Origin of the sequence: Acinetobacter sp. YH12137 (assembly GCF_013418535.1) — a bacterium.
In the GTDB taxonomy this organism is placed as follows: domain Bacteria; phylum Pseudomonadota; class Gammaproteobacteria; order Pseudomonadales; family Moraxellaceae; genus Acinetobacter.
The window spans coordinates 129,523-151,669 of sequence record NZ_VPBW01000005.1; the positions used below are offsets into that span (position 1 = coordinate 129,523).

The following is a 22,147-nucleotide window of genomic DNA, read 5'->3' on the forward strand; positions in this document are numbered from 1 at the left end:
ATTATGACTTTTTAATCACATCTCGCCAGCGCAGTAAGCGGGTTTCGAACAATTTCATAATGCTATCGGTGATTTTGCCTAGGACTGCTAACAGGATAATCGCAATAATCACAATATCCGGACGTGAAGTTTCACGACCATCACTGAGCAGATAACCAATCCCTTGAGTGGCAGCAATCAATTCAGCTGCAATCATAAACATCCAGGATAAACTCAGGCTATTCCTTAAGCCAGTCAATATTCCCGGTGAGGCAGCAGGCAATACAATCTGCTGAACCTGTTGCCAGTATTTCAGGCGATAGACTTTTGCGACTTCAATCAGCTTACGATCCACACCCTGAATCGCTGCCACAGTATTGGTATATGTCGGGAAGAAGGCACCAATCGCGATCAAGGTGATTTTAGAAGATTCATCAATCCCTAACCAAAGTAAAAGTAACGGAATCCAAGCCAGACTCGGAATGGATTTAATTGCAGAAAACGTTGGTTCCAGAAAATCTTCTGCATGTCTGTTTAGCCCAACCAGGATCGCAAAGATCAGTCCCAATCCACTACCAATCCCAAAGCCAAGAAAAACCCGCCAGCTACTGGTCCAGATGTGTTGCCATAAATCGCCCTCAGCCAGTTCAGTAAAGGACTGAAACAGGCTACTCGGTGCAGGCAACAGATAAGGTTCGATTACGCCATTACGGACCAGTATTTCTACCAATACGATAAAAATAACAGGCAGGGTGAGGGCTTTGATCAGCGAAATGCTGCGTGGTAACACAGCGGATTTTGACTGTTCTTCCACGCTCAACTGTTCCGAGATGCTTTTCGGTATAGCCATTACTTAGTTGCAACCTTTTTAGCATAGCGGGCATCAAATAATTGAGTCACGACCTGATTGACATTGGTTCCTTTACGAACCAGTTCTTCTTCCGTCAGGATACGACCAGCTTTTTGTAATGCCCCGGTATGTTTGGTGGTTGGAATATTCTGATCCAGATTAGTACGGCTGAGTTGAAGCTTGGCGACTTCAATCGGAAGCTTGGCTTCACGTGCCAGTAATTCAGCCAATTTGTCGGGATTGGCTTTCGCCCATTGACGTGCCTGTTCATAAGCTTTAATCACTGCTTCAATCGCTTCCGGACTGGATTTGGCAAACTGGTCTTTTACGCTCAGTACGCTATAAGAATTAAAACTGACATTGCGATATAGTAATTTGGCACCTGACTGTGCCTGCGCAGATGCCATTAAAGGATCAAGGCCTGCCCAGGCATCGACCTGTTTACGCTCTAACGCAGTCTTACCATCCGGATGCTGTAAATGAACGAGCTCTACATCGCGTTTGCCCAAACCAATCGTATCTAAGGCTTGTAAAGTAAATAAGAAAGGATCTGTACCTTTAGTGGCAGCAATCTTTTTACCTTTCAAATCTTTCAGAGATTTGATATTTGAATCTTTATTAACGACCAGTGCTGTCCATTCAGGCTGGCTCTGAATATAAACCGTTTTAATCGGGCTACCATTGGCGCGGCTAAGCACTGCCGCTAAACCTGCAGTAGAAGCAAAATCTGTGCTACCGCTATTTAGATATTCGAGTGAGCGGTTACTGCCTTGGCTAAATACCCATTTAATCTTGGTTTTTAGCAAAGCTTTTTCTAGCAGTTTCTGTTCTTTAACCACCAGACTGGTCGGTGCGTAATAGGCATAATCCAATTTTAATTCAGATGGAATCGCTGCGTTAGCCAAGCCGGTAAAGAAAGAAATAGAAAGACCGAGTAAAGTCAGACCCGAAGTTCTTAATGTTTTTTTCATGAATATCTCAATCTTGAATTAAATTTTTTACATTCATATCGATAAATCGATAAGCACACAAAAAAGAAAAAAAGATAATCAAATCAAAAAATGAAATAATTAACAGTTTTAAATATAGGTATTTGTTTTTATTTGAATTTATTAAATAAAGAATAGAAAGGTTTTGCTTAGATAAAATTTTAAAAATGGTATGGCGTAAATTGATAAGCTGTTTTTTTAATCATTCGTCTTTGCAGTAGGAAGTTTTATAAATAACGAGTGCCATAAAAAAAGCGATGCATTAGCATCGCTTTTTGAGTCACTATTTTATCAATCTGGATAGCTTACATTGGGTAGTCTTGCAGACAGTCATAAACCTCGACTTGATCTAGGCTACCAGTTTCCATTGCCAGGCAAAGAGCCACGACTTTGGCAGTATCAGCAAGATATTGTTCATCTTTCAGTGCAATACCTTGTTGTAATGCAACGATGCGCTCAGCCGGAATTTCAAGCGATTTCGCAGCTTCAGTGGCATCAATCTGGTTAAAGAAGTGCACAATAGCATCTTTGAGGGCAGAATCAGACGCATTCAAGATGCCTTGATTCAATTGCTCTGCATTAAGATCGGTCGAAGAAACTAAAGCCTGGGCGAAGTTTTGAACAAGATTTTGTCCAAGAACATCAGTCATCTTTAACATGGAAAATACCTTCAACAAGGAAAGAGGGAAAGGGAGTACAGCCAAAAGTGAAGCACTAAAAATTGATTGAAAAATAAACTATATTAATAGGGAATGCAAAGCATTATGGATGACCGTTCAGTCCTCTATTTTTGGGCTGTAAGCCTTGAAAAATATAACTGTTGAGAAAATATAAATTTAAATTTATATGCTAAATTTTAATCGTTTTTAAGTCTTATTAAATATAAATTATCTAGTAATATTTTGTCTATAGGCACCTGGACTAACCCCTGTCCATTTTTTAAAGGCACGATGAAAAGCACTGACTTCCTGGAAGTTAAGCTGATCACTGATGTCCTGCAAACTTTGATCCGTACGGGTTAATAGTTCAATGGCTGTATCACGACGAATTTCATTTTTGAGCTGTTGATAAGTCACACCTTCATTTTTAAGACGCCGTTGCATGGTGGCTTCAGACATATTCATTTTCAAAGCAAGCTCATTCAGTTCAAGCCATTCAGCCGGAGGTACTTTTAAAAGCTGTTTGCGGATCTGTGCACTTAGCGCATAAGGATTTTTAAAGCGAACTAGCAGGTTATGCGGAGTCTGTTGAATAAACTGATACCAGGAGGTTTGATCCTGTTTTACTGGGAGCTGCAAATAGGCTGCATCAAACTGGATATAGTTTTCACTGGCCTGATATTCAATCTGCTCACAAAAACGGACTTTATAATCAAAATCATCGAGTGGTGCGGCACATTTCAGTTGAATCTGATTAAGTAAAACCCGCTGTCCGCTTAACCAGCATAGCAGGGTATGAATCAGCATTAGATAGGTTGCATAACTAAACATGCGCTTGGTCTGGTTCTGGTCATAGATCACGATATAGGCAAAGTTTTCTTCGACCATCAGTGTGCTGTGCAGATCATCCAGAATCAGATTAAAAAATTGCAGGATTTGCTGCAGAGCTTTTTCCAGCGTATCGGTCTGTAACAGCATTTTTGACAAGAGTTTGAAACTGCCACGGCGCATTGGATGGCTGTCCATGCCAAAAAATTCGTCATTCATGCTATCGGCAAGTGCAGTCCATAGCGCGGCATACTGCGCCACTGACACCCGTGCTTTAGCGGAATGAAGAATCTCTAATGGAATGGCAGCCTTAGTTAAAATCGCAGCAATATCATAATGCTGTGCTTTGGCATTCAGCAGTGCTTCATGAACCAGATCAATCGAAATGGTTCCCTTACTATATTCCAAGGCTGGTAAATGCATAGCCAGTCAGATATCCCTTCTTTATTGTCCAAATCCATCAGTGAAGATGCAACATTTGGAAATTGTACAGAATAAAATCTCTGTTTACTCTGCCTATTAAGTCGTAGCTTGTCATAAAAATAGGAACAGGACATTAACATGAAAATTCAGGGAAAAGTGATTGTGGTAACTGGTGGTGCATCAGGTCTGGGTGCAGCCACAGCGACTCATCTGGTGGAACAGGATGCAAAAGTGATTCTGGTGGATATGAACCAGGAGCAGGGCAATGCCTTACAACAGCAACTGGGTGAGCAGGCTGAATTTGTACAACTGGATGTAACGGATGAGCAGGCGGTTGAAGCTTTCTTTAATCATGTTGAAAATCAGTATGGCCAACTCAATGGCTTGGTGAACTGTGCTGGTATTGCACCTTCTGCCAAGGTACTGGGCCGCAATGGAATCCATGAACTGGCGATGTTCCAGAAAGTGTTGAATATCAATGTAAGTGGCACATTCAATATGCTTCGTTTTGCAGCGGCTTTAATCGCGAAGTATGAGCTGCAAACCGATGAAGAGGAGCGCGGTGTAATCGTGAATACGGCTTCAGTTGCAGCCTTTGATGGTCAGATTGGTCAGACAGCTTATTCTGCGTCTAAAGGTGCAGTCGTTGCGATGACGCTGCCACTCGCGCGTGAGCTGGCACGTGAAGCGATTCGTGTCATGACCATTGCACCCGGCATTATGGAAACCCCAATGCTGAAAGGCATGCCGCAAAATGTACAGGATGCTCTGGGGCAGATGGTTCCATTTCCGCCGCGTCTGGCTAAACCTCAGGAGTTTGCCCAGTTAGTAGGTCATATCTTCGAAAATAGCTATCTGAACGGTGAAGTGATTCGTCTGGATGGCGCCATCCGTATGGCTCCAAAATAAGTTCGAGCCAACGAAGCAAAATACAAAAGTCAGAGTAGATAGGTTTATTCACTCTATATGGAAAATTAAAAGATAAGTAAGGGATATACGCAGTGCTTTTAAATGACGAACAGAAAATGATTCAGGAAATGATGCGAAACTATTCGCAGCAAAAACTGAAACCCACCGCTGGTTTAAGGGATAAAACGGCTCAATTTCCAGCACAAGAATTGAAAGAACTCGGTGCACTCGGTGCACTCGGTATGACCGTGTCTGAACAATGGGGTGGAGCAGGCCTGGACTATGTGTCGCTGGTACTGGCCCTTGAGGAAATCGCTGCTGGAGATGGAGCCATATCGACCATTGTCAGTGTGCAGAATTCATTACCTTGCGGGATTACCCAGCGTTATGGTACCGAGAAACAAAAGCAGAAATACCTGACCAAACTGGCAACTGGTGAATGGTTGGGGTGTTTCTGCCTGACGGAACCTCAAGCTGGTTCCGATGCCAGCGCACTAGAATGTAAGGCAGAACGTGATGGCGATGAATGGGTATTAAATGGCACCAAGCAGTTTATTACTACCGGTAAGCATGCCCAGATTGCACTGGTATTTGCAGTGACAGATAAATCTGCGGGCAAGAAAGGAATCTCATGTTTCTTGGTACCTACCGATAGTCCAGGATATATCGTCTCGAATCTGGAAGAAAAAATGGGGCAGCATTGTTCCGATACCGCGACCATTATTTTTGATCAATGCCGGATTCCGGCTGAGAACCTGCTCGGAAAAGAAGGTGAAGGCTACAAGATTGCCTTGTCTAATCTGGAATCTGGCCGGATCGGGATTGCGGCACAATCCGTAGGTATGGCACGAGCTGCACTGGATGCTGCTGTTGAATATGCCAATGAACGTAAATCTTTTGGTGTAGAGCTGGTGCAGCATCAGGCAGTAGCATTCCGTCTCGCAGATATGGCCACCCAGATTGAGGCAGCAAGACAACTGGTCTTACATGCAGCAACGCTTAAAGATGCAGGATTACCATGCTTAAAAGAAGCGTCCATGGCTAAACTGTTTGCTTCGACTATAGCAGAGCGAGTCTGCTCGGATGCGATTCAGATTCATGGCGGTTATGGCTATGTCTCAGATTTCCCGGTTGAACGTATTTACCGTGATGTCAGAGTGAGCCAGATTTATGAAGGTGCATCAGATATTCAGCGTCTGGTCATTGCCCGGGAAGTGAGCAAAGTTTAAAAGTCATGAAATAGCCGACTGTTCAAATCCTGCAGCTCATTTGAGGGAGATGGAAATTGTGAGGGTCTATAAAACATGGTCAATTATTGATAAAGCGAAAAGTGACTCAGTAGAGTGACACCTAACATGTCCTAGCAATAGGGCATGTTATATAAAACCGGCATTGCAATGGAATTCGCAGACGGTAGACAGAACAACAAATACAACGGACACAGACATAAAGTCTGTTTATAAACGGAATAGAGGTTGTCGTGATGAAGACACTAGAACAAGCGTATCGTGAATTTGATTTTGACACTATGGTTCAACAACATCTGGCAGGAACGCCAGATTCACTCAATGCCTATACAGAATGCTGTGGACGTTTTCTGGGACAAAACCGGATCGCGTTAATCTGGGAAGGTAAAAATGGCAAGACCCAATATTGGACTTTTGAACAATTGGCTGAGGCTTCAGGACAATTGGCTCATTATATGACCTCACTGGGTTTACAAGCAGGAGACTGTATTGCCGGACTGCTCCCACGAACCCCAGAATTATTAATTACCATTCTAGCCACCTGGCGTATTGGTGCGATTTATCAGCCTTTATTTACCGCTTTTGAAAGCAAGGCAATCGAGCATCGTATTAATACCGCACATACCCGACTCATTATTACCAATCAGGAACAGCGAGCGAAACTGAATGATCTGGATATTCCACATATTTTAACCGTCCATCAAACGCCTGAAAGTATCAATCAGGATGCAGATTTCTGGACTGAACTGAAGCAATATCCAACTGAGTTTGAGCCGGTTCAAGGTCATTTTAGTGACATTTTCCTGATGATGTTTACTTCAGGTACAACGGGGCTGGCAAAATCAGTGCCTGTTCCCCTTAAAGCTTTACTGGCATTTAAAGGCTATATGCTGCACGCCGTAGATTTACGTGACGAAGATACTTTCTGGAATCTGGCAGATCCGGGTTGGGCTTATGGTCTGTATTATGGAATTGCAGGTCCATTAAGTTTGGGGCATAGCATTATTCTGGATGAACGTGCCTTTAGTGTAGACAATGCTGTTGAAGTCATTAAAAAATATCGGGTGAATAACCTGACTGGTTCTCCAACTGCATTCCGGATGTTCTTTGGCTTTAAGGAGAAATTTGATGCTGAGATTAGCTCGTGTTTACGTGTGGTCAGTAGTGCAGGTGAGCCATTAACGCCTGAAGTCATTCAGTGGTTTAATCATGAAATGGACGTGAATATCTACGACCAGTATGGACAGACTGAACTTGGGATGGTGATTGCCAATCATCATGCGCTGGAGCATCACAAGAAAATCGGTTCTGCTGGCTTTGCCATTCCAGGACATCGTTTTGCAGTTTTAAATAAAGAGCATCAGGAAGTCGAAAAAGGTGGTATTGGTACTTTGGCCATGGACTACTCAGCCTCACCTTTGATGTGGTTTGAAGGCTATGGCGGTAATAATCGGAAAGCCTTTGTGGGACAGTACTATTTAACAGGAGATACCGTAAAACTGAATGAACATGGTGGAATAGATTTCATTGGTCGTGCGGATGATGTCATTACGACTTCGGGTTATCGAGTTGGACCTTTTGATGTAGAGAGTACCTTGCTGGAGTGTGAAGAGGTGCTCGAGTCCGCTGTGGTTGGAAAACCAGATCCGGAACGTACCGAAATTGTGAAAGCCTTTGTAGTGCTTAAATCACAATATGCCGCTAGTGAAGAACTGATGCTGAAATTGCAAAACTATGTGCGTTCCCGTTTATCTAAACATGCCTATCCGAAAGAGATTGAGTTTGTAAGTGATTTACCTAAAACATCTAGCGGTAAAATTCAGCGTAATCTGCTTAAACAACAGGAAATTGCTAAGATTCAAGGCATTAAACAGGTCAGTTAATATATTCATTTAAATATATTGAAAAGGTCGCAATTGCGGCCTTTTTTATACGATTAATTTGTTTATGTTCGAATTTATCAGAGAAAATAATTGTCATTACAATATAATATATTTCATCTTTTAAATAAAATAAATCAAAAATTTAGCCTCTTATTAAGAGGCTAAATTGAAGGTGGAATTCTTATTTACTTATAGATCAACTTTTTTGTGCTCAGCATCTGGTTCCCCAGCTTCGCCAGTCACACCACCTTTTAATGCCTTAAATAGCTGCGTTACTTTGTTATCGGTGACATTCCAGTATTCTGCACTTTCAGCTTCAGCAATCAGTACACGCACGCTAGGATCATCTTTACCTTCAAACCAGTTTTCTGCCCATGGATTCCATAATTTTTCAATCAAAATACGGTCAGTACTGATCTGTGCATTTGCGCTGATTGATACATAAATACCATCAGAAGGTTTAGCGAAAGACAGGCCAATCTGAGTACGACCAGTATTGGCAGCTTTCACCAGATCATTGGTGTCACGCATGATGAAATACAAATTCTGATCTTCATTCATTTGCTCAGAATTGAGCATGGTCATTGGCTGAGAATGAATTTCCTGACTTTCGGTCATATGGCTGATCATGGTGTAACGCACATCTTTAATTAGTTCCCATAATTTTTCACGATAATTATGCTGATTTTGTTCGTTCATCTATATGCTCCATACTATTTATTGAAAGCGAGGATAATTGCTATTCCTTAAGCAGCTTAATCATATTTGGGAATGGATACAGAGGGTCTCACTGAACTGATACATTTTCCTACTGAATTGCAGGTAGCAGCTACAGAAGTGCTAAACAATCGAAATTCAGTTACAGGGTGATAAAAGAATAGAAGAACGAGGTTCCAGGAAGATGTAATACGTGAATAAATTAAGTGGCATATAGATCAAGTTAAGTGCATTCATAATATGACTATTACATATTTATTAGGACACTATCAGCTTGATACGGAGCATTTAACTGATATGCTATTTGGCGCTAGTATTGCCAAGCCATTTATTGATTTGCTGTTTATGCGCAGAGAAGTTAATTTGCTCGAGATTTATCCGCATATTGAAATTTCGGTAAATGCACTTTTTGTGGCATATGCTTCTTAAAAATCTTCGAAACAAGGAACGACGTTGTCTATATCGACTATGGATGCCATATCCCCAGAGTTTGAACTCACCGATGCTGAATTGCACTTATATAGTCGCCAGATTCTTCTGGATGGTTGGGATATTGAAGCACAGGAAAAGCTGAAATTTTCTAATATCTGTATCGTGGGGTGTGGCGGGATTGGTTGTGCCTTGGCAGAACTTCTGGCACGAGCGGGTGTAGGCAAAATTACTCTGATTGATCCTGATACCATCGAGATGAGTAATCTACAACGACAACTGGCATTTACGCCAAATGATTTAGGCTTTTATAAGGCAGAAATACTCGCGAAAAGGCTGGCTCAGATTAATCCGAATGTTCAGGTTGAATATATTAATCAGGCTTTAACAACTGAAAATGCAGAAAGTATCATTGAACATCAAGATCTGGTGCTGGATGGATGTGATCAGTTCGAGACACGTTATCTGATCAATCAAAGCTGTGTAAAACTGAATGTGCCTTTAATCAGTGCTTCTGCGATTGGTTTGCAAGGGCAACTGTTCATGATGGAAGGGGATTCAGCTTGCTATGCCTGCCTGTTTCCACCTGAACATCAGGCTGATACCAGTTTGCGTTGTGCAGATTCAGGCGTATTGGCGACTACGCCAAATGTGATGGCGAGTTTGCAAGCTCATCATGCATTGCTTTATTTAGGCCTGGGTAAAATGCCACTTAGACAGAAACTTCTACTCTGGGATGGTCTGAGTTTCAAACAGCGCATTTTAAGTTTCGAAAAAGATACAGATTGCCCGGTCTGTCAGGCAAGATAGGCCTGCAAAATTTAATTTTTTTGCTACACTGCATGTAATTAATTTTTCCTAAGACATTATGAAAAAAAATATCTGGTTAGATGGAATACGTTCGGTTGCCCGTATGGGTGAAACCGCGGTAGTTGCGGCGAAGGCCGGCATTAAATATGCCACTGAAAAGCCAAGTAATGCCAAACTCATGCGTGAAACATTTGAGTCTTTAGGCTCAACCTATATCAAGCTCGGTCAGTTTATTGCCAGTACGCCGTCGCTGTTTCCGCGTGAATATGTGGAAGAGTTTCAGGGCTGTCTGGATCAAACACCGACCTTGCCATTCAGCTATATCCAGGAAGTGCTAGCATCAGAGTTTTCTGGCCGAAACTTGGATGAAATCTTTGCCTCAATTGAGGAAACACCACTGGCTTCTGCTTCCATTGCACAGGTACATGCGGCCAAGCTGGTTTCTGGTGAAGATGTGGTCATTAAAGTACAAAAACCGGGTGTGGAAACAATTCTATATACCGATTTAAATGTATTGCATTGGGCGACCAAACTGCTGGAAAAAGCAGTGCCGAAAGTAAAATTTGCGTCATTGGCAGATATTGTCGAAGAAATCAAAACCCGAATGGTGCGTGAGGTTGACTTCATCGAGGAAGCACAAAATCTGGATGATTTCGTCAATTATCTGAATATCACCAATAATAAGGCAGCAACTGCTCCTAAGGTTTATCATCAATATTCAACACGTCGTGTGCTGACCATGCAACGTTTATATGGCGTGCCACTGACTGATTTTGAAGTGGTGAAAAAGGTCGCTAAAGACCCGTCACAGGTTCTCATCACTGCAATGAACACCTGGTTTGGCAGCCTGATGATGTGTAACAGTTTCCATGCTGATTTACACGCGGGTAATCTGATGCTGCTTGAAGATGGTCGTGTGGGCTTTATTGATTTTGGTATTGTCGGCCAGCTTAAACCAGAAGTCTGGACAGCGTGTATGGCCTTTATGGATGCCTTGCAGCATACCAATTATACCCTGATGGCAGAGAATATGCTGAAAATGGGTATGACTGCAGTTGAGATTGATACCAAAGTGCTTGCGGCTGATCTTGAACGTTTATTTAGTGGTGTGATGTTAGCTGATCCTCAGGATCTATTAACTTCAAGCCCTGCAGATCTCAACGATATCATGATGGATATGGTAGCAGTCGGTGAACGTCATGGCATTCGTTTCCCACGTGACTTTGCTTTATTGTTCAAGCAAATGCTGTATTTCGACCGTTTCATGAGAATTCTGGCGCCGTATACAGATATCTATGCAGATCAGCGTTTGCAGATGGTTCAGACTATGGACCCAAATTTGCTGTTAAAGCACTAATTTAATCCCTCCCGTCCTCCCTTTAAGAAAGGGAGGCTTTCATTACAAAATAAATAGAAGTGATGAAAGTCCCTCTGTATTAAAGAGGGATTTAGGGAGATTATTGGTAAATATTAAATTCCGAGTTTTAAAATGGACGCAATTATTATTGAAGGCTTAAAGGTCGATACAGTAGTCGGCTGCTTTAATTGGGAGCGTCAAATCATTCAGCCTTTAATGCTGGATCTAAACATTCGTACCAACTTAGAACAAGCGGCACAGTCAGATGAACTGGAAGATACTTTGAATTATGCCGAAATCTGCGAGATTTCAGCGCGGGTGATTCAGGAAGCTCAGCCAAAATTGATCGAACATGCAGCAAAACTGGTACTAGACGCGCTTTTTGCTACCTTTGAAAGTGTAGAATCGATTATGATTACGATCCGTAAGCCTGCCATTATCGCGCAAGCCAATTCTGTAGGGATACGTCTTGAACGCCACCGCAACGATATTCGCCCTAGCACTGGCGAGTAATTGTCATCCACAGCAACATTTTCAGGCTGCCCAGCAACGGATCAGTGAGTTGGGGGAAGTCCGGTTTTCTCCAATTTACCTCATTCCATGTCGGGATAGTATCGGAGCAGATTACTGGAATGCGGCCTGCCTCCTATACAGTGAAGTTTCTGTTCAAGATATGACAGATTTATTAAAGCAAATGGAAACGGATTCAGGGCGGGTTCGACCATCGCATCAGATCAGCCTGGATGTCGACCTGATTGCATGGGGAAATGATTTAAGCCAGATGGAATTTAATCCCAAAAAATTACCGCTTGCACTAGACGTAAAAATCCCGATGCATGACATCTGGTCTCATCCTGCATTTGAATATGATCGCCGTCTTCAATATCCACAAGTCAAAATTTAATCTGTATCTGAAATTAATCTAATGAATTTTTCAGTTTTATCTAAGTAGGGGATCTGTATTTGCCAAAAAACTGTTATTTACTTTTTCTTTTTATAAAAAATAACTAACAACACAATAATTGCGAATAGAATGCCAAGAATAATACCTGTTTCCATACGTCACCTTTAAAGCATTATTTTTTTGATAAATAGGTCATAGCTATTTAATAGTTATACCTGTCTCAATCGTTCTAGAATTTTAATAAATACGAGATGAAACCGGTTCGATTATAACAGTTAAATAAACGAATAGAGTTTGATTAAAATGTGAATCAATATTCTGTTGGATAGGCGGTTAAATTGATTGATCTACACTCAAAAAACGATCAATGAGTTATCTTGTTTAAGAATTCATAAGAATAAAAAAAGCCCTCAAAAAAGAGGGCTTCATTTGATACTTAAATATAATAACTGGTTTTAGTCATTAACTTGGAAATACCGGTCATAGCAATCTTGACTGGAAGGGGTAAATCTACACCGCCTGCAGCCAAAGCTGTATCACGATGATGCAGTTCATCTTCATTCATTTGTTCCAGAATGCGACGTGAGCGTTCATCCTGTGCGGGCAGCTGATTAATATGATGCTGTAAATGCATACTCACTTGGCGTTCGGTTTCAGCAACAAAACCCAGACTGTATTTGTCACCCGCAATGCCGGCAATTGCACCCATCCCAAAGGAAAGGCCGTACCAGACCGGATTAAGTAAACTGGTATGGCTATCCAGTTCTTGTAAGCGGTCTTCACACCAGGCCAGATGATCCTGCTCCTCAATTGCCGCCTGTTCCATTTCCCGACGTACATTTGGTAATTTCGCGGTTAATGCCTGTCCATGATAAAGCGCTTGGGCACAAACCTCACCACTATGATTCACACGCATTAAACCAGCCACATGACGGGCATCACTTACGGTAAGCTGAGTTTCGACCGGTTTGGCTGGATTTTCCCGTTGTGAGGAAGTCGTTCCGGGAACAAGACTGCGTAATGCCTGGTCAAAAGAATGAATAAGCTTATCGACACCTGTATATTGACGCATGAATTAATCCTCCAAAGGGGCTTTTGCAGTTTTGATCATCGATTTCAATCTATAAAGCAGCCATAAAGTAAACAGGCCACTCAACACTGCAGTAATACAGAAAAGTATTTTAAGATCAAACTCTAAAATGCTTAAAATAATAATTGAGAATATAGCAGAAGATACCATGAAAACGGCATTCAGGATGTTATTTGCTGCAACCACACGTGCACGATGTGAGCGGGGAGAATGCGCTTGCATCATGGCATACAGCGGCACGATATAAAAACCGCCACTAATGCCCAATAAAATTACTGCCAGCATGACATGATAATAGCTCCAGCCTTGCTGGAATAAATCTGCCAAGCCAAGTAGAGCACCAGTACGTTCCGGGACAAAGGCAAGACTTGCTGCCAGATACAATGCAAAAACTACAAGACCAATAGCGCCAATAGGAACCATTTTAATATTGACCTCAGTACCACCTAATCTACGGCATAGATAAGAACCTAAACCGATCCCGACAGAGAAAAAGGTTAAAAGCAGACTGGCAACATTTTCAGAAGCATGCAGGTTTTGTAAGGTAAGCTGTGGAATCTGGGTCAAATAAGTCGCACCATAAAACCAGTACCAGGAGTTACCCAGCAGAATTAAAAAAACCAGCGGTAAACTTTTAGCATATTTAATGGTCTGAAAGCTGGTCCGGAAAAAGTTCCAGTCAATATTGATTTCGGGTGCTGGAATACTCTGCTTCAGAATATAACGACTGGAGAGATAGCCAACCACGGCAATACTTAACACCGTCAGGCTGATCCAGATCAGATTGCCTGTAGAAGCAGCAATGACTGCACCACCCAGAATCATACCGAATAAAATCGCTAATGAAGTGCCTGACTGAAATAGTGCGTTACCTGACATCAATTCATCCGGTTTTAATACTTCAGGCAAAATGGCATATTTAATCGGGCCGAAAAAAGTGGATTGAGTACCCATTAAAAACAGGGCGAACAATAGCATCCATAAATGACCGAGTAGGAAACCAACAGTCCCCAGAATCATGATCACAATTTCAAAAATCTTTAGATAGCGAATCAGCTGGGAACGTTCATATTTGTCTGCAATCTGGCCTGCCGTCGCAGAGAAAATAAAATAAGGCAAAATGAACAATAATGCGGCAAGGTTATTTAGTGTGCTAATACTGGCTGATTGTTGCTGAATCCAACCATAGGTAATCACCAGTAATAATGCCTGTTTAAAAACATTATCATTCAGTGCACCAAAAAACTGGGTCAGGAACATGGGTAAAAAGCGGCGGCTCGCTAACAAATGTTCATTGTTGTTCATATAAGACGTGCTACATTAAGATTTATTAAGAAATGTGAGATATACGTAAACATTGAGAAAAATCATGTAAGATACTTTCGTCCATGTAAAGGCAAAACCCAATAATTTAAGTTCTTTAGCTTATCTTTTTCGGTCAAATAATCAATTAAAGAATGTATTCGTTTAGAGTTTGCTATGCCCGCAAAGAGAAAATTTAAACAAACGATGCTGAATCGTAGTATGGGGTCTCTCGTACCGTATCATGGCCGAGCCAGGCTATGTATGAGTATATTTTTCATGATGTTATCGCATCAGGGCATGGCACAAACTGAGCAGACGGAAACTCCGGTAGCACTCTCTCAGGCAGAAATGATCGAAGAGTTATCCCAGGAAGCCGTTCGACAAGGGGTAGCTACGACCGAAGCTGAAGCGACAGAAAAAGTTGAAGAAGCCTTAGAACCTGAAACTTCGACCGTAGATAGTATGCAAATGCTGCAAGAGCAGCAGACTATGGGAACGTCTCTGGGTGAATTTCAGCCAATTGAGTTTGATGATTTAGAAAGCCTGCCGGTGCAAACGATTGACCAGAGCATGGCCAATGAGATTTATCAGGTTGCGGAAGAAGCGAAACGCGAGGCGCAAGCCTATCGCCAGACCGCGCAAACTGAAACAGTAGTCAATGATATGAGTCAGCAGGAACTGGTTGAAATCAATCAGGCACCTGTGAATGTTGATCAGCTTATGCAGTCCATTCAGGCCGATAGTCAGATCATCGTGCAAAGAAATGAGTCGGATGCGACCTTATCCGAATTGCCTGCACCAACAACGCCTGAAAATGACAAACGTCCGAATATTTTCAAGCGACTGTTTTATAAAATCCGTCCACCTCGCCAGATTATGACCGCCAGTTTGCCTCGGATCAGTGCAGATGTGGTCATTGTGAATGGAAATGGCACTGCGCAAAGCAATGGCGGATTGAATCGTAAAGCCCAGTCAGAAGGTTATACGAATCTCAGAAATAATGTAAAAGCTAAACTTTCCAGCTTTACCCAGGAATCCTTTGAAGATTTTTCATCTGCATTACCGCAACTCCGTAATCTGTCCAATCAGGCTGCCCAAGCTGTAGGTTATTACAATGCCCAGTTCAGATTTGAAAAATTATCTGACAGTCGGGTTAGAGTCTATGTGACTCCGAATGAGCCGGTCATTATCAATACCCATAATATTGAGTTTAGTGGCCCAGGTGGTGAACAGCCGCAGTTCCAGGTTATTAGTCTTCTACCGGAACAGGAAGAAGGTGATATCTTTAACCATGGGGATTATGAAAAAACCAAAGACCGGATTAATACCGCAGCCAGCAATAATGGTTATTTTGATGCGTACTGGCGCTTGCATGATGTGCGCATTGCCCAACCCGAAAATACAGCCGATGTGAACCTGCGCTTTGAAACAGGTGAGCGTTATAAACTGGGTAATGTAGAGTTCAGGATGAGTGATCCTGAAAAAGAATTTCCGCTAAATCGTGATGTACTGGAAAGTCTGGTTACTTGGGAAGATGGTGCTGATTACACCTTCTGGCGTGTGAATAGTCTGGCCAACAACCTGACGAACTCACGTTATTTTAACTATACGCTGGTGGATGCGATTCGTCCTGATCCTATTGATCGAGAGCTGGAACTGGCACCGGATATTCAGAGTCTGATAGAAGAACAGAAGTTTTCAGAAGATGAAATAGGTGTAGCCAAGAAAGCTGCACCGGCATCCGATCAGGAAGTTACACAGGATGTGGTGGATGAAGATCAGTTTGCTGGTAGTCGTGATGCAGAGAATCCAAATTTAAGAACTTTGCGGGTTCAGCAACAGACTAAAGAAGACGAAGAAGAACGTTTAAAGGCTCAGGCTCGTGAAGAGAAAAAAATTCCGGTGATCGTGACACTGAATGCAGACCGTCTTAACAGTGCCGAAGTTGGTCTGGGTTATGGTACGGATACCGGAACACGCTTACGTGGACAATATCGCCGCGCGATCGTAAACAAGCGTGGTCACTCATTTGATGCCAACCTTGAATTGTCACAAATCCGTCAGTCAATTGATGGCCGTTATAATATTCCATACAACCATCCACTTAATGACTATATCAGTATCGTAGGTGGTTATGAGCGTGAAGAACGTGATGGTGTGGCTCAAGGTGATGGCCTGCTAATTGAATCCGCGGTACTCGGTGCTGACCGGATTATTAAAAATCCGCGTGGCAGCTGGCAACAAACTTACGGTCTACGTTACCGCCTCGATCGTCTGACTCAGGATGGTTCGGTTGATTTTAGCCAGATTCCGGAAGCGTTCAGATTCAATACTGAAGATGAACAGCAGTCTCTACTGGTGGGTTATGAAGTTTCCCGTACCGATAGTGATCGCCGGGTGAACCCGACCAAGGGTTTTAAGCAGACCTATAAAGTCGAATTGGGCAGTGAAGCTCTATTGTCTGATGCCGATATGGCGATTGTGAACGCAGGCTGGCGTTTTATCTATTCACTGGGTGAAAATGCCGATCACCAGTTTGTCGGTCGTGCGGATCTGGGGTATATCTTTACTGAAGATTTTGCCAAAGTACCCTATAACCTGCGTTATTTTAGTGGCGGTGACCAGAGTATCCGTGGTTTCGACTATAAGAGTCTTTCTCCGGAAATTGAAGGCTTTAAAGTGGGCGGACAGGCTTTGGGTGTGGCTTCACTGGAGTATAATTATCAGTTCAGGGAAGGCTGGCGCGCTGCGGTATTTGCGGATGCCGGAAATGCCTATAATGAGGATTTTAGTAATCCAACAGAATATGGTGCGGGGCTGGGGATTCGTTGGGCTTCACCGATTGGCCCAATTCGTTTAGATGTGGCGACCGGACTGTCGGATGACAATTATCCGATTCGTCTGCACTTCTTTATTGGCTCGCAGTTATAAAACATTTATTAATTAAAAAATAGTTATTTGGGTAGATCATGGTCGAGAACCAACCACAGCCAGAACAAGAGCAACAACCTGAAGTTGTGCCGAAAAAGCGCCGTATCTTTAGAAGTATTCTATTGTCAGTTCTTTTTTCTCTTATTTTTCTGCTGTCTGTACTGGCGATCCTGTTTTCTACTGATAAAGGCAGTAAATTCCTGCTTGATCAGGTGATGCAGCGCCAGGAAATCATTCATTATGAATATGAAGGCGGGAACCTGTGGCGCGGGATTATCCTGAAAAATGTTCTGGTTACCCTGAAACCGGTCGATGTCAAAATTGATCGTGCTGATGTCAAGCTGGGTTGGCGAGCAATTATCAAAAAAGAAATTCATCTGACTGAAGCAGATGTACTGAATTTACAGATTATTAATAAAAATCCGCCAAGTGATGAGCCATTCAAGTTCAATGCTATTCGTTTACCGTTTGTATTGCGGGTTGATCATTTACTTCTCGATCACTTGGTGATTAAAACCCAGACTAATGTAGTTGATTTTTATAATATCGAACTGAATGAAGCATTATGGTCAGGTACCGAGCTGAATTTCGAAGATTCCCGCATGGATATGGGCTATCTGTCAGTACGCGAAGCTACCGGGAAAATGCAGTTTGAAGGCAAGTATCCACTAGATGCACGTGGTATTTTAAATCTGCCTTCACTCAGAGAAAGCCTGAATATTCATGATATTCAAGTACGTGCTAGAGGTACACTGGATACCATTCAGGCCGGGGTCGCGACCAACACTCCAGATTTGCTGACAGGCTGGGCGGTTCTGCACCCGATGCGTCCTAATGTACCTATGCGTGGTGAACTCCAGTTTAAACAATATCACTGGCCAATCCTGACAGAGCAAAAACTGTTTACGAAAGATGGTGTGGCTGAGTTTAATGGGAATACCAAGCGCCTGGATTTGAATGTCCGCACCGATATTGAAGGTGAAAATATCCCGAATGGGCAATATACCGCAGTGATGTATACCGATCTGGTCAATCAGCTCAATATTACTGATTTAAATGGTCAGCTGATGAAAGGCTCGGTAAGCCTGGCGGGTACTGTAGGCTGGGCTGATCGGGTGGATTGGGATCTGACAGGTCGCATGAATGGGATTGATCCGAAACATCGGCGAATTCCACAGGTGGTGCAGGACTTTCTGCCACCAAGTCTGGACGGTAATATTGCCTCTACCGGTAACCTGGAAAATGGCCTGCATCTAACAGGACTGGTGGATTTTGACCGCTATGAAACCTGGAATATCAAGCTGGATCAGAAGCCGGTTAAAGACAATAAAGCTCAACCGATGTTACTGGATGTGGCCTGGAAAAATATTGATCGTGCTGTGCCTTATATCGGCTGGTTAAAAAGTGAATCAGGCGATGTTGATCTGGTACTGGTCGAAGGCCAGCAAAATATTCATGTCGCTACCCAGGTTGCTCAGCATGAAGAAGGGCTGTTGCCGACAGGAATGTATCAGGCACAATTGAACCTGAAAAATAACATCCTGAATGTTCCAAGTTTTAAATATAGTGGAAATGGACAGGCCGGCAGTCTAACAGGTAATGCACGAATTGAACTGCCAGAAGAAAAACGTCAGCTCAGATGGTCCGCAGTATTAAATGCCCAGAACCTGAATACTCAGACTCTGGCTGCAGCTTCACCAATTGACCGCTTGAATGGTCGGGTAAAAGCCAGTGGTTATGCACGCCCGAATCAGCAAATTATTAATCTCAGCGGTGTAGATCTGACCGGACGACTGGCTGCGCAAAATGAAACCGTTCACCTGACAGGTAATAGTAATATTGCCTTGTTGTTCCATGATGAAAAAGCAGGCGGCGGATTCAAAAGTTATGCGGTCAATTATGATGGTGCATTAAGTGCCAGCCAGATCAAGGCCAGTCAAGGATTGTTAAAACTGCGCTTGTCAGGTACGCCTGATATGCTGAATATCAAGGAACTGCGTCATGATGGTGTCGCTGGAAAAATTAATGCCAATGGTCAGGTGAACTTGGCAAATGGTATTGGCTGGAATGTAAATGCCTCTCTGGTGCGTTTCAAACCTCAGTATTTTAATGCCAAGCTTAAAGGTGAATTGTCTGGTAATCTGCAAACCCAAGGTGTCTGGTCGGATGCAGTGAAGCGTGTCCAGATTCAACGCTTAAATCTGGCCGGTATGTTGAATAATAAACCGGTACGTGGTAAGGGTAATCTGGCTGTATTGATTGACTCCAAGCAGCGTGGTTTTGTACCACAACAGTTTGAAGCCAATAACCTGTTCCTGTCTTATGCCAGCAACCAGCTCCAGGCCACAGGTAATGCACAGAATCTGCAACTTAAAGTGAATGCACCGGCATTATATGAGCTTTATCCAGGATTAAGAGGCCGGGTACAAGGCTATATTAATATGCAGGCACAACCGCGTTTACAAGCAACTGCAAATCTGGCAGTGGATAATTTTGCCTTCAAGAACCTGTTTAGCGTAGACAAGATTCGGGTACGCGGTCAGTTGCCGACTTCACAAACCACACCTACTTTATTGACTGCGACCATGGATCAGTTGCGTAGTGGCAATAGACAGATTGTACGCGGTGAAGTTTCACTAGCTGGAACGCGCGCCGCGCATGTGCTGCAAGTTCAGGCTGAAAATAAGCTGTCTAAATTTTTTGTTCAGCTCGCAGGTGGTTTTAATGCGCAAAATAACTGGTTAGGCCAGATCCAGCGCGGTGATTTTGACTCACTGCGTACCCATCTGGTGCAGCGTCAAAATGCAGCTGTGATTTATAACACTGCTCAGTCGGATCTGTTTGTCGGCGCTCATTGTTGGATGAGCCAGCAAAGCCAGCTCTGCTTTGATCAGCCAATTCGAGTCAATAAAACCCGAGGCAGTGCTTCTTTTATTACTCGTAACCTGGATCTGGCTGACTTTAGTGCCTTCCTGCCAGAAGGCATAGCATTAACCGGTAAAGTGAACGGTTATGCCAAGGCAGCTTGGGCACAAGGTGCCAAACCGAAGATTGATGCACGTCTGGTAACCCGCAATGGGGTGATCGGCTTATCTTCTGATGATCCGGAATATTTAGGCTCGACTTTAAAATATGATGAAGTGGGGCTGGTCGCAAAAAGCGTGGCTGCTGGACTACAGATTCGTCTGGATGTGAAAACGCCGGATATTGGTACAGGCTATGCCAATGTGATTATTGATCCATATCGTGACAATAAACCAATGCGTGGGGAGATTGCCTTTAACCAGGTTCAACTGAAGGTCTTTAAGCCATTCATTCAGGATGTGCGTAATCTGGATGGTACCTTGTCTTATGCAGGTAAAATTAGTGGAACGTTAACCGATCCATTACTTGAAGGTGAAATTCGGGTTAAGGACGGGGCGATCAGTATGATTTCATTGCCAGTCAATCTGACCAATGTGCAGCTCTATTCATCAGTCCGTCAAAATACCGCGACTATTAATGGTGCATTTAATAGTGGTCGTGGCGCTGGTAAATTAACTGGCTCTGTAGACTGGAAAGGGGATCCTCGCGTACAGCTTAAACTTCAGGGTGAAAATTTGCTGATTCGTCAGGCACCACTGATTACTGCGGTGGTTACACCTGATTTGACCTTGGATATGTATCCGTTCAATAAAAAATTGAGCTTGAGTGGCAAGGTCGATGTTCCTCGTGCACTGATTTCAATGCCTGAAGCGTCTGAACCTGTGGTGGGCTTGTCTTCTGACGTACGCGTAGTACGTGAGGGAGATGACCAGCTCGCCATTCTGAAAGCTGCACGTCCATGGGATATTCGCGCAGATGTTGCAGTGTCGTTAGGAAACCAGGTGATCTTCCAGGGCTTTGACAGCCGTATTCCACTCTTAGGTCGTGTCAATCTGACGCAACGTGGTCTGGAATCTGCGATGCGTGCCAATGGCGCGATCGGGGTATCGCAACGGGTGAAAATTGAAGCCTATGGACAAAGTCTGGATCTGAACCGTGCGATTGCGCGTTTTAATGGCCCACTGTCGAATCCAACTTTAGATATTGATGCCAATAAATCCATTCAAGGTAGTACGGTGGGTGTACGTGTCACTGGTACAGCCTCAAGTCCTGCCATTCAGGTGTATAACGATGCTGGTCTGTCTGAACAGGAAGCGTTGAATGCCCTGATTACTGGTCGTATCAATGAAGGGGCTTCAGGTTTAAGTCAGGCGGAAGGTTTCAGATCTGATGTAAACAACACCATTGCAGCCGCAGGGATTAGTCTGGGCTTGGGCGGTACGCGTGCCTTGACCAACCAGATTGGTCGTAGCTTTGGCCTGAGCGGCCTGGCACTGGATGCACAGGGAACCGGGGATGATACTCAGGTGTCTGTAACCGGTTATATTACGCCAGACTTATATATCCGTTATGGGGTTGGCGTATTTACCCCAGTGAACAAGCTGACTTTACGTTATCAAATGAATCAGCGTTTATATCTGGAAGCCAGTCAGTCTTTAGAGCGTGCAATTGACTTGTTCTATAACTGGAGATTCTAATCTAATAAAAAGCCCTCTAAATGAGTAATGCCAGTCAGTTAAGAGATTGACTGGCATTTTTTTGGGTATTTCTGTGGTTTCCCTTTCACAACTCGTGGGTAGTTTCTACTTCTTTTTTTCGGTAAAACATAGCTTTTAGATTTTTCCATTAAACTTTCTAGATGTTTAGGCAAATTACCTGCGGAAGCCAAAGAATCAAACTTCAATAGGTTAAGGATAGCAATAGAGGTAATATGAAAGCTCATTCTCAAAGGACTGACTTTTGCACGTTGCGC

General features: G+C 43.1%; 17 protein-coding genes and 1 pseudogene. 10 read left to right on the top strand and 8 right to left on the bottom strand.

Translation table 11 applies throughout. The annotated features are described in order from the left end of the window. Position 1: 1 nt before the first annotated feature. The 4 genes from FTU72_RS04675 to FTU72_RS04690 form a co-directional block, all read right to left on the bottom strand. Positions 2-829 (bottom strand): ABC transporter permease, encoded by an 828-nt coding sequence (locus FTU72_RS04675; RefSeq protein WP_179993311.1) that lies wholly within the window; start codon positions 827-829, stop codon positions 2-4. Next, complete coding sequence (locus FTU72_RS04680) at positions 829-1,800, bottom strand: aliphatic sulfonate ABC transporter substrate-binding protein (RefSeq protein WP_179993312.1); 972 nt, start codon at positions 1,798-1,800, stop codon at positions 829-831. The genes FTU72_RS04675 and FTU72_RS04680 overlap by 1 nt, the downstream gene beginning before the upstream one ends. A gap of 323 nt (positions 1,801-2,123) precedes the next feature. Next, positions 2,124-2,477, bottom strand: a complete 354-nt coding sequence (locus tag FTU72_RS04685) for a hypothetical protein (protein WP_004783846.1) — start codon at positions 2,475-2,477, stop codon at positions 2,124-2,126. A gap of 228 nt (positions 2,478-2,705) precedes the next feature. Further along, a complete protein-coding gene (locus FTU72_RS04690) occupies positions 2,706-3,728 on the bottom strand; it encodes an AraC family transcriptional regulator (RefSeq protein WP_166134947.1) in 1,023 nt (340 codons plus the stop codon). A gap of 138 nt (positions 3,729-3,866) precedes the next feature. On the opposite strand from FTU72_RS04690, the gene FTU72_RS04695 reads away from it, so the two are divergent. From FTU72_RS04695 to FTU72_RS04705, 3 genes are all read left to right on the top strand, one after another. Beyond that, positions 3,867-4,637 (top strand): 3-hydroxyacyl-CoA dehydrogenase, encoded by a 771-nt coding sequence (locus FTU72_RS04695; RefSeq protein WP_166134944.1) that lies wholly within the window; start codon positions 3,867-3,869, stop codon positions 4,635-4,637. A gap of 92 nt (positions 4,638-4,729) precedes the next feature. Next, the gene (locus FTU72_RS04700; protein WP_179993313.1) at positions 4,730-5,866 is read left to right on the top strand and encodes an acyl-CoA dehydrogenase family protein; all 1,137 of its coding nucleotides are present in this window, start codon (positions 4,730-4,732) and stop codon (positions 5,864-5,866) included. Positions 5,867-6,120: 254 nt separating this feature from the next. Then, the gene (locus FTU72_RS04705) at positions 6,121-7,767 is read left to right on the top strand and encodes an AMP-binding protein (RefSeq protein WP_179993314.1); all 1,647 of its coding nucleotides are present in this window, start codon (positions 6,121-6,123) and stop codon (positions 7,765-7,767) included. A 189-nt stretch (positions 7,768-7,956) separates the two neighbouring features. Here the strand turns inward: FTU72_RS04705 and FTU72_RS04710 are convergent, their stop codons facing one another. Next, positions 7,957-8,466 carry a pyridoxamine 5'-phosphate oxidase family protein gene (locus FTU72_RS04710; protein ID WP_180012060.1) on the bottom strand — a complete coding sequence of 170 codons (510 nt, stop codon included), beginning with the start codon at positions 8,464-8,466 and terminating at the stop codon, positions 7,957-7,959. Positions 8,467-8,724: 258 nt separating this feature from the next. On the opposite strand from FTU72_RS04710, the gene FTU72_RS04715 reads away from it, so the two are divergent. From FTU72_RS04715 to FTU72_RS04735, 5 genes are all read left to right on the top strand, one after another. Continuing rightward, complete coding sequence (locus tag FTU72_RS04715; protein WP_180012062.1) at positions 8,725-8,913, top strand: hypothetical protein; 189 nt, start codon at positions 8,725-8,727, stop codon at positions 8,911-8,913. 39 nt (positions 8,914-8,952) lie between these two features. Further along, on the top strand, positions 8,953-9,723 hold the full coding sequence (locus FTU72_RS04720) for a HesA/MoeB/ThiF family protein (protein WP_166135057.1): 771 nt from the start codon (positions 8,953-8,955) through the stop codon (positions 9,721-9,723). A 58-nt stretch (positions 9,724-9,781) separates the two neighbouring features. After that, positions 9,782-11,080 (top strand): AarF/ABC1/UbiB kinase family protein, encoded by a 1,299-nt coding sequence (locus FTU72_RS04725; protein WP_159123174.1) that lies wholly within the window; start codon positions 9,782-9,784, stop codon positions 11,078-11,080. A gap of 132 nt (positions 11,081-11,212) precedes the next feature. After that, positions 11,213-11,593 carry a dihydroneopterin aldolase gene (folB, locus tag FTU72_RS04730; RefSeq protein WP_004783828.1) on the top strand — a complete coding sequence of 127 codons (381 nt, stop codon included), beginning with the start codon at positions 11,213-11,215 and terminating at the stop codon, positions 11,591-11,593. Further along, positions 11,550-11,984: a 2-amino-4-hydroxy-6-hydroxymethyldihydropteridine diphosphokinase gene (locus FTU72_RS04735; protein ID WP_004783827.1), complete on the top strand. Its 435-nt coding sequence runs from the start codon at positions 11,550-11,552 to the stop codon at positions 11,982-11,984. Before folB ends, FTU72_RS04735 begins: the two co-directional genes overlap by 44 nt. Positions 11,985-12,420: 436 nt before the next feature. On the opposite strand, the gene coq7 is transcribed toward FTU72_RS04735, so the two are convergent. Then, positions 12,421-13,056, bottom strand: coding sequence for a 2-polyprenyl-3-methyl-6-methoxy-1,4-benzoquinone monooxygenase (coq7, locus tag FTU72_RS04740; protein WP_004783823.1), 636 nt, complete (start codon positions 13,054-13,056; stop codon positions 12,421-12,423). A gap of 3 nt (positions 13,057-13,059) precedes the next feature. Beyond that, positions 13,060-14,379, bottom strand: a complete 1,320-nt coding sequence (locus FTU72_RS04745) for an MFS transporter (protein ID WP_180012064.1) — start codon at positions 14,377-14,379, stop codon at positions 13,060-13,062. 174 nt (positions 14,380-14,553) lie between these two features. On the opposite strand from FTU72_RS04745, the gene FTU72_RS04750 reads away from it, so the two are divergent. Together FTU72_RS04750 and FTU72_RS04755 are read left to right on the top strand one after the other, a co-directional pair. Then, positions 14,554-17,310, top strand: coding sequence for an autotransporter assembly complex family protein (locus tag FTU72_RS04750; protein ID WP_180012066.1), 2,757 nt, complete (start codon positions 14,554-14,556; stop codon positions 17,308-17,310). Positions 17,311-17,348: 38 nt separating this feature from the next. Continuing rightward, the gene (locus FTU72_RS04755) at positions 17,349-21,872 is read left to right on the top strand and encodes a translocation/assembly module TamB domain-containing protein (protein WP_180032299.1); all 4,524 of its coding nucleotides are present in this window, start codon (positions 17,349-17,351) and stop codon (positions 21,870-21,872) included. 38 nt (positions 21,873-21,910) lie between these two features. On the opposite strand, the pseudogene FTU72_RS16260 reads toward FTU72_RS04755, so the two are convergent. Next, a pseudogene (locus tag FTU72_RS16260) lies at positions 21,911-22,147 on the bottom strand (DDE transposase); the annotation flags it as partial.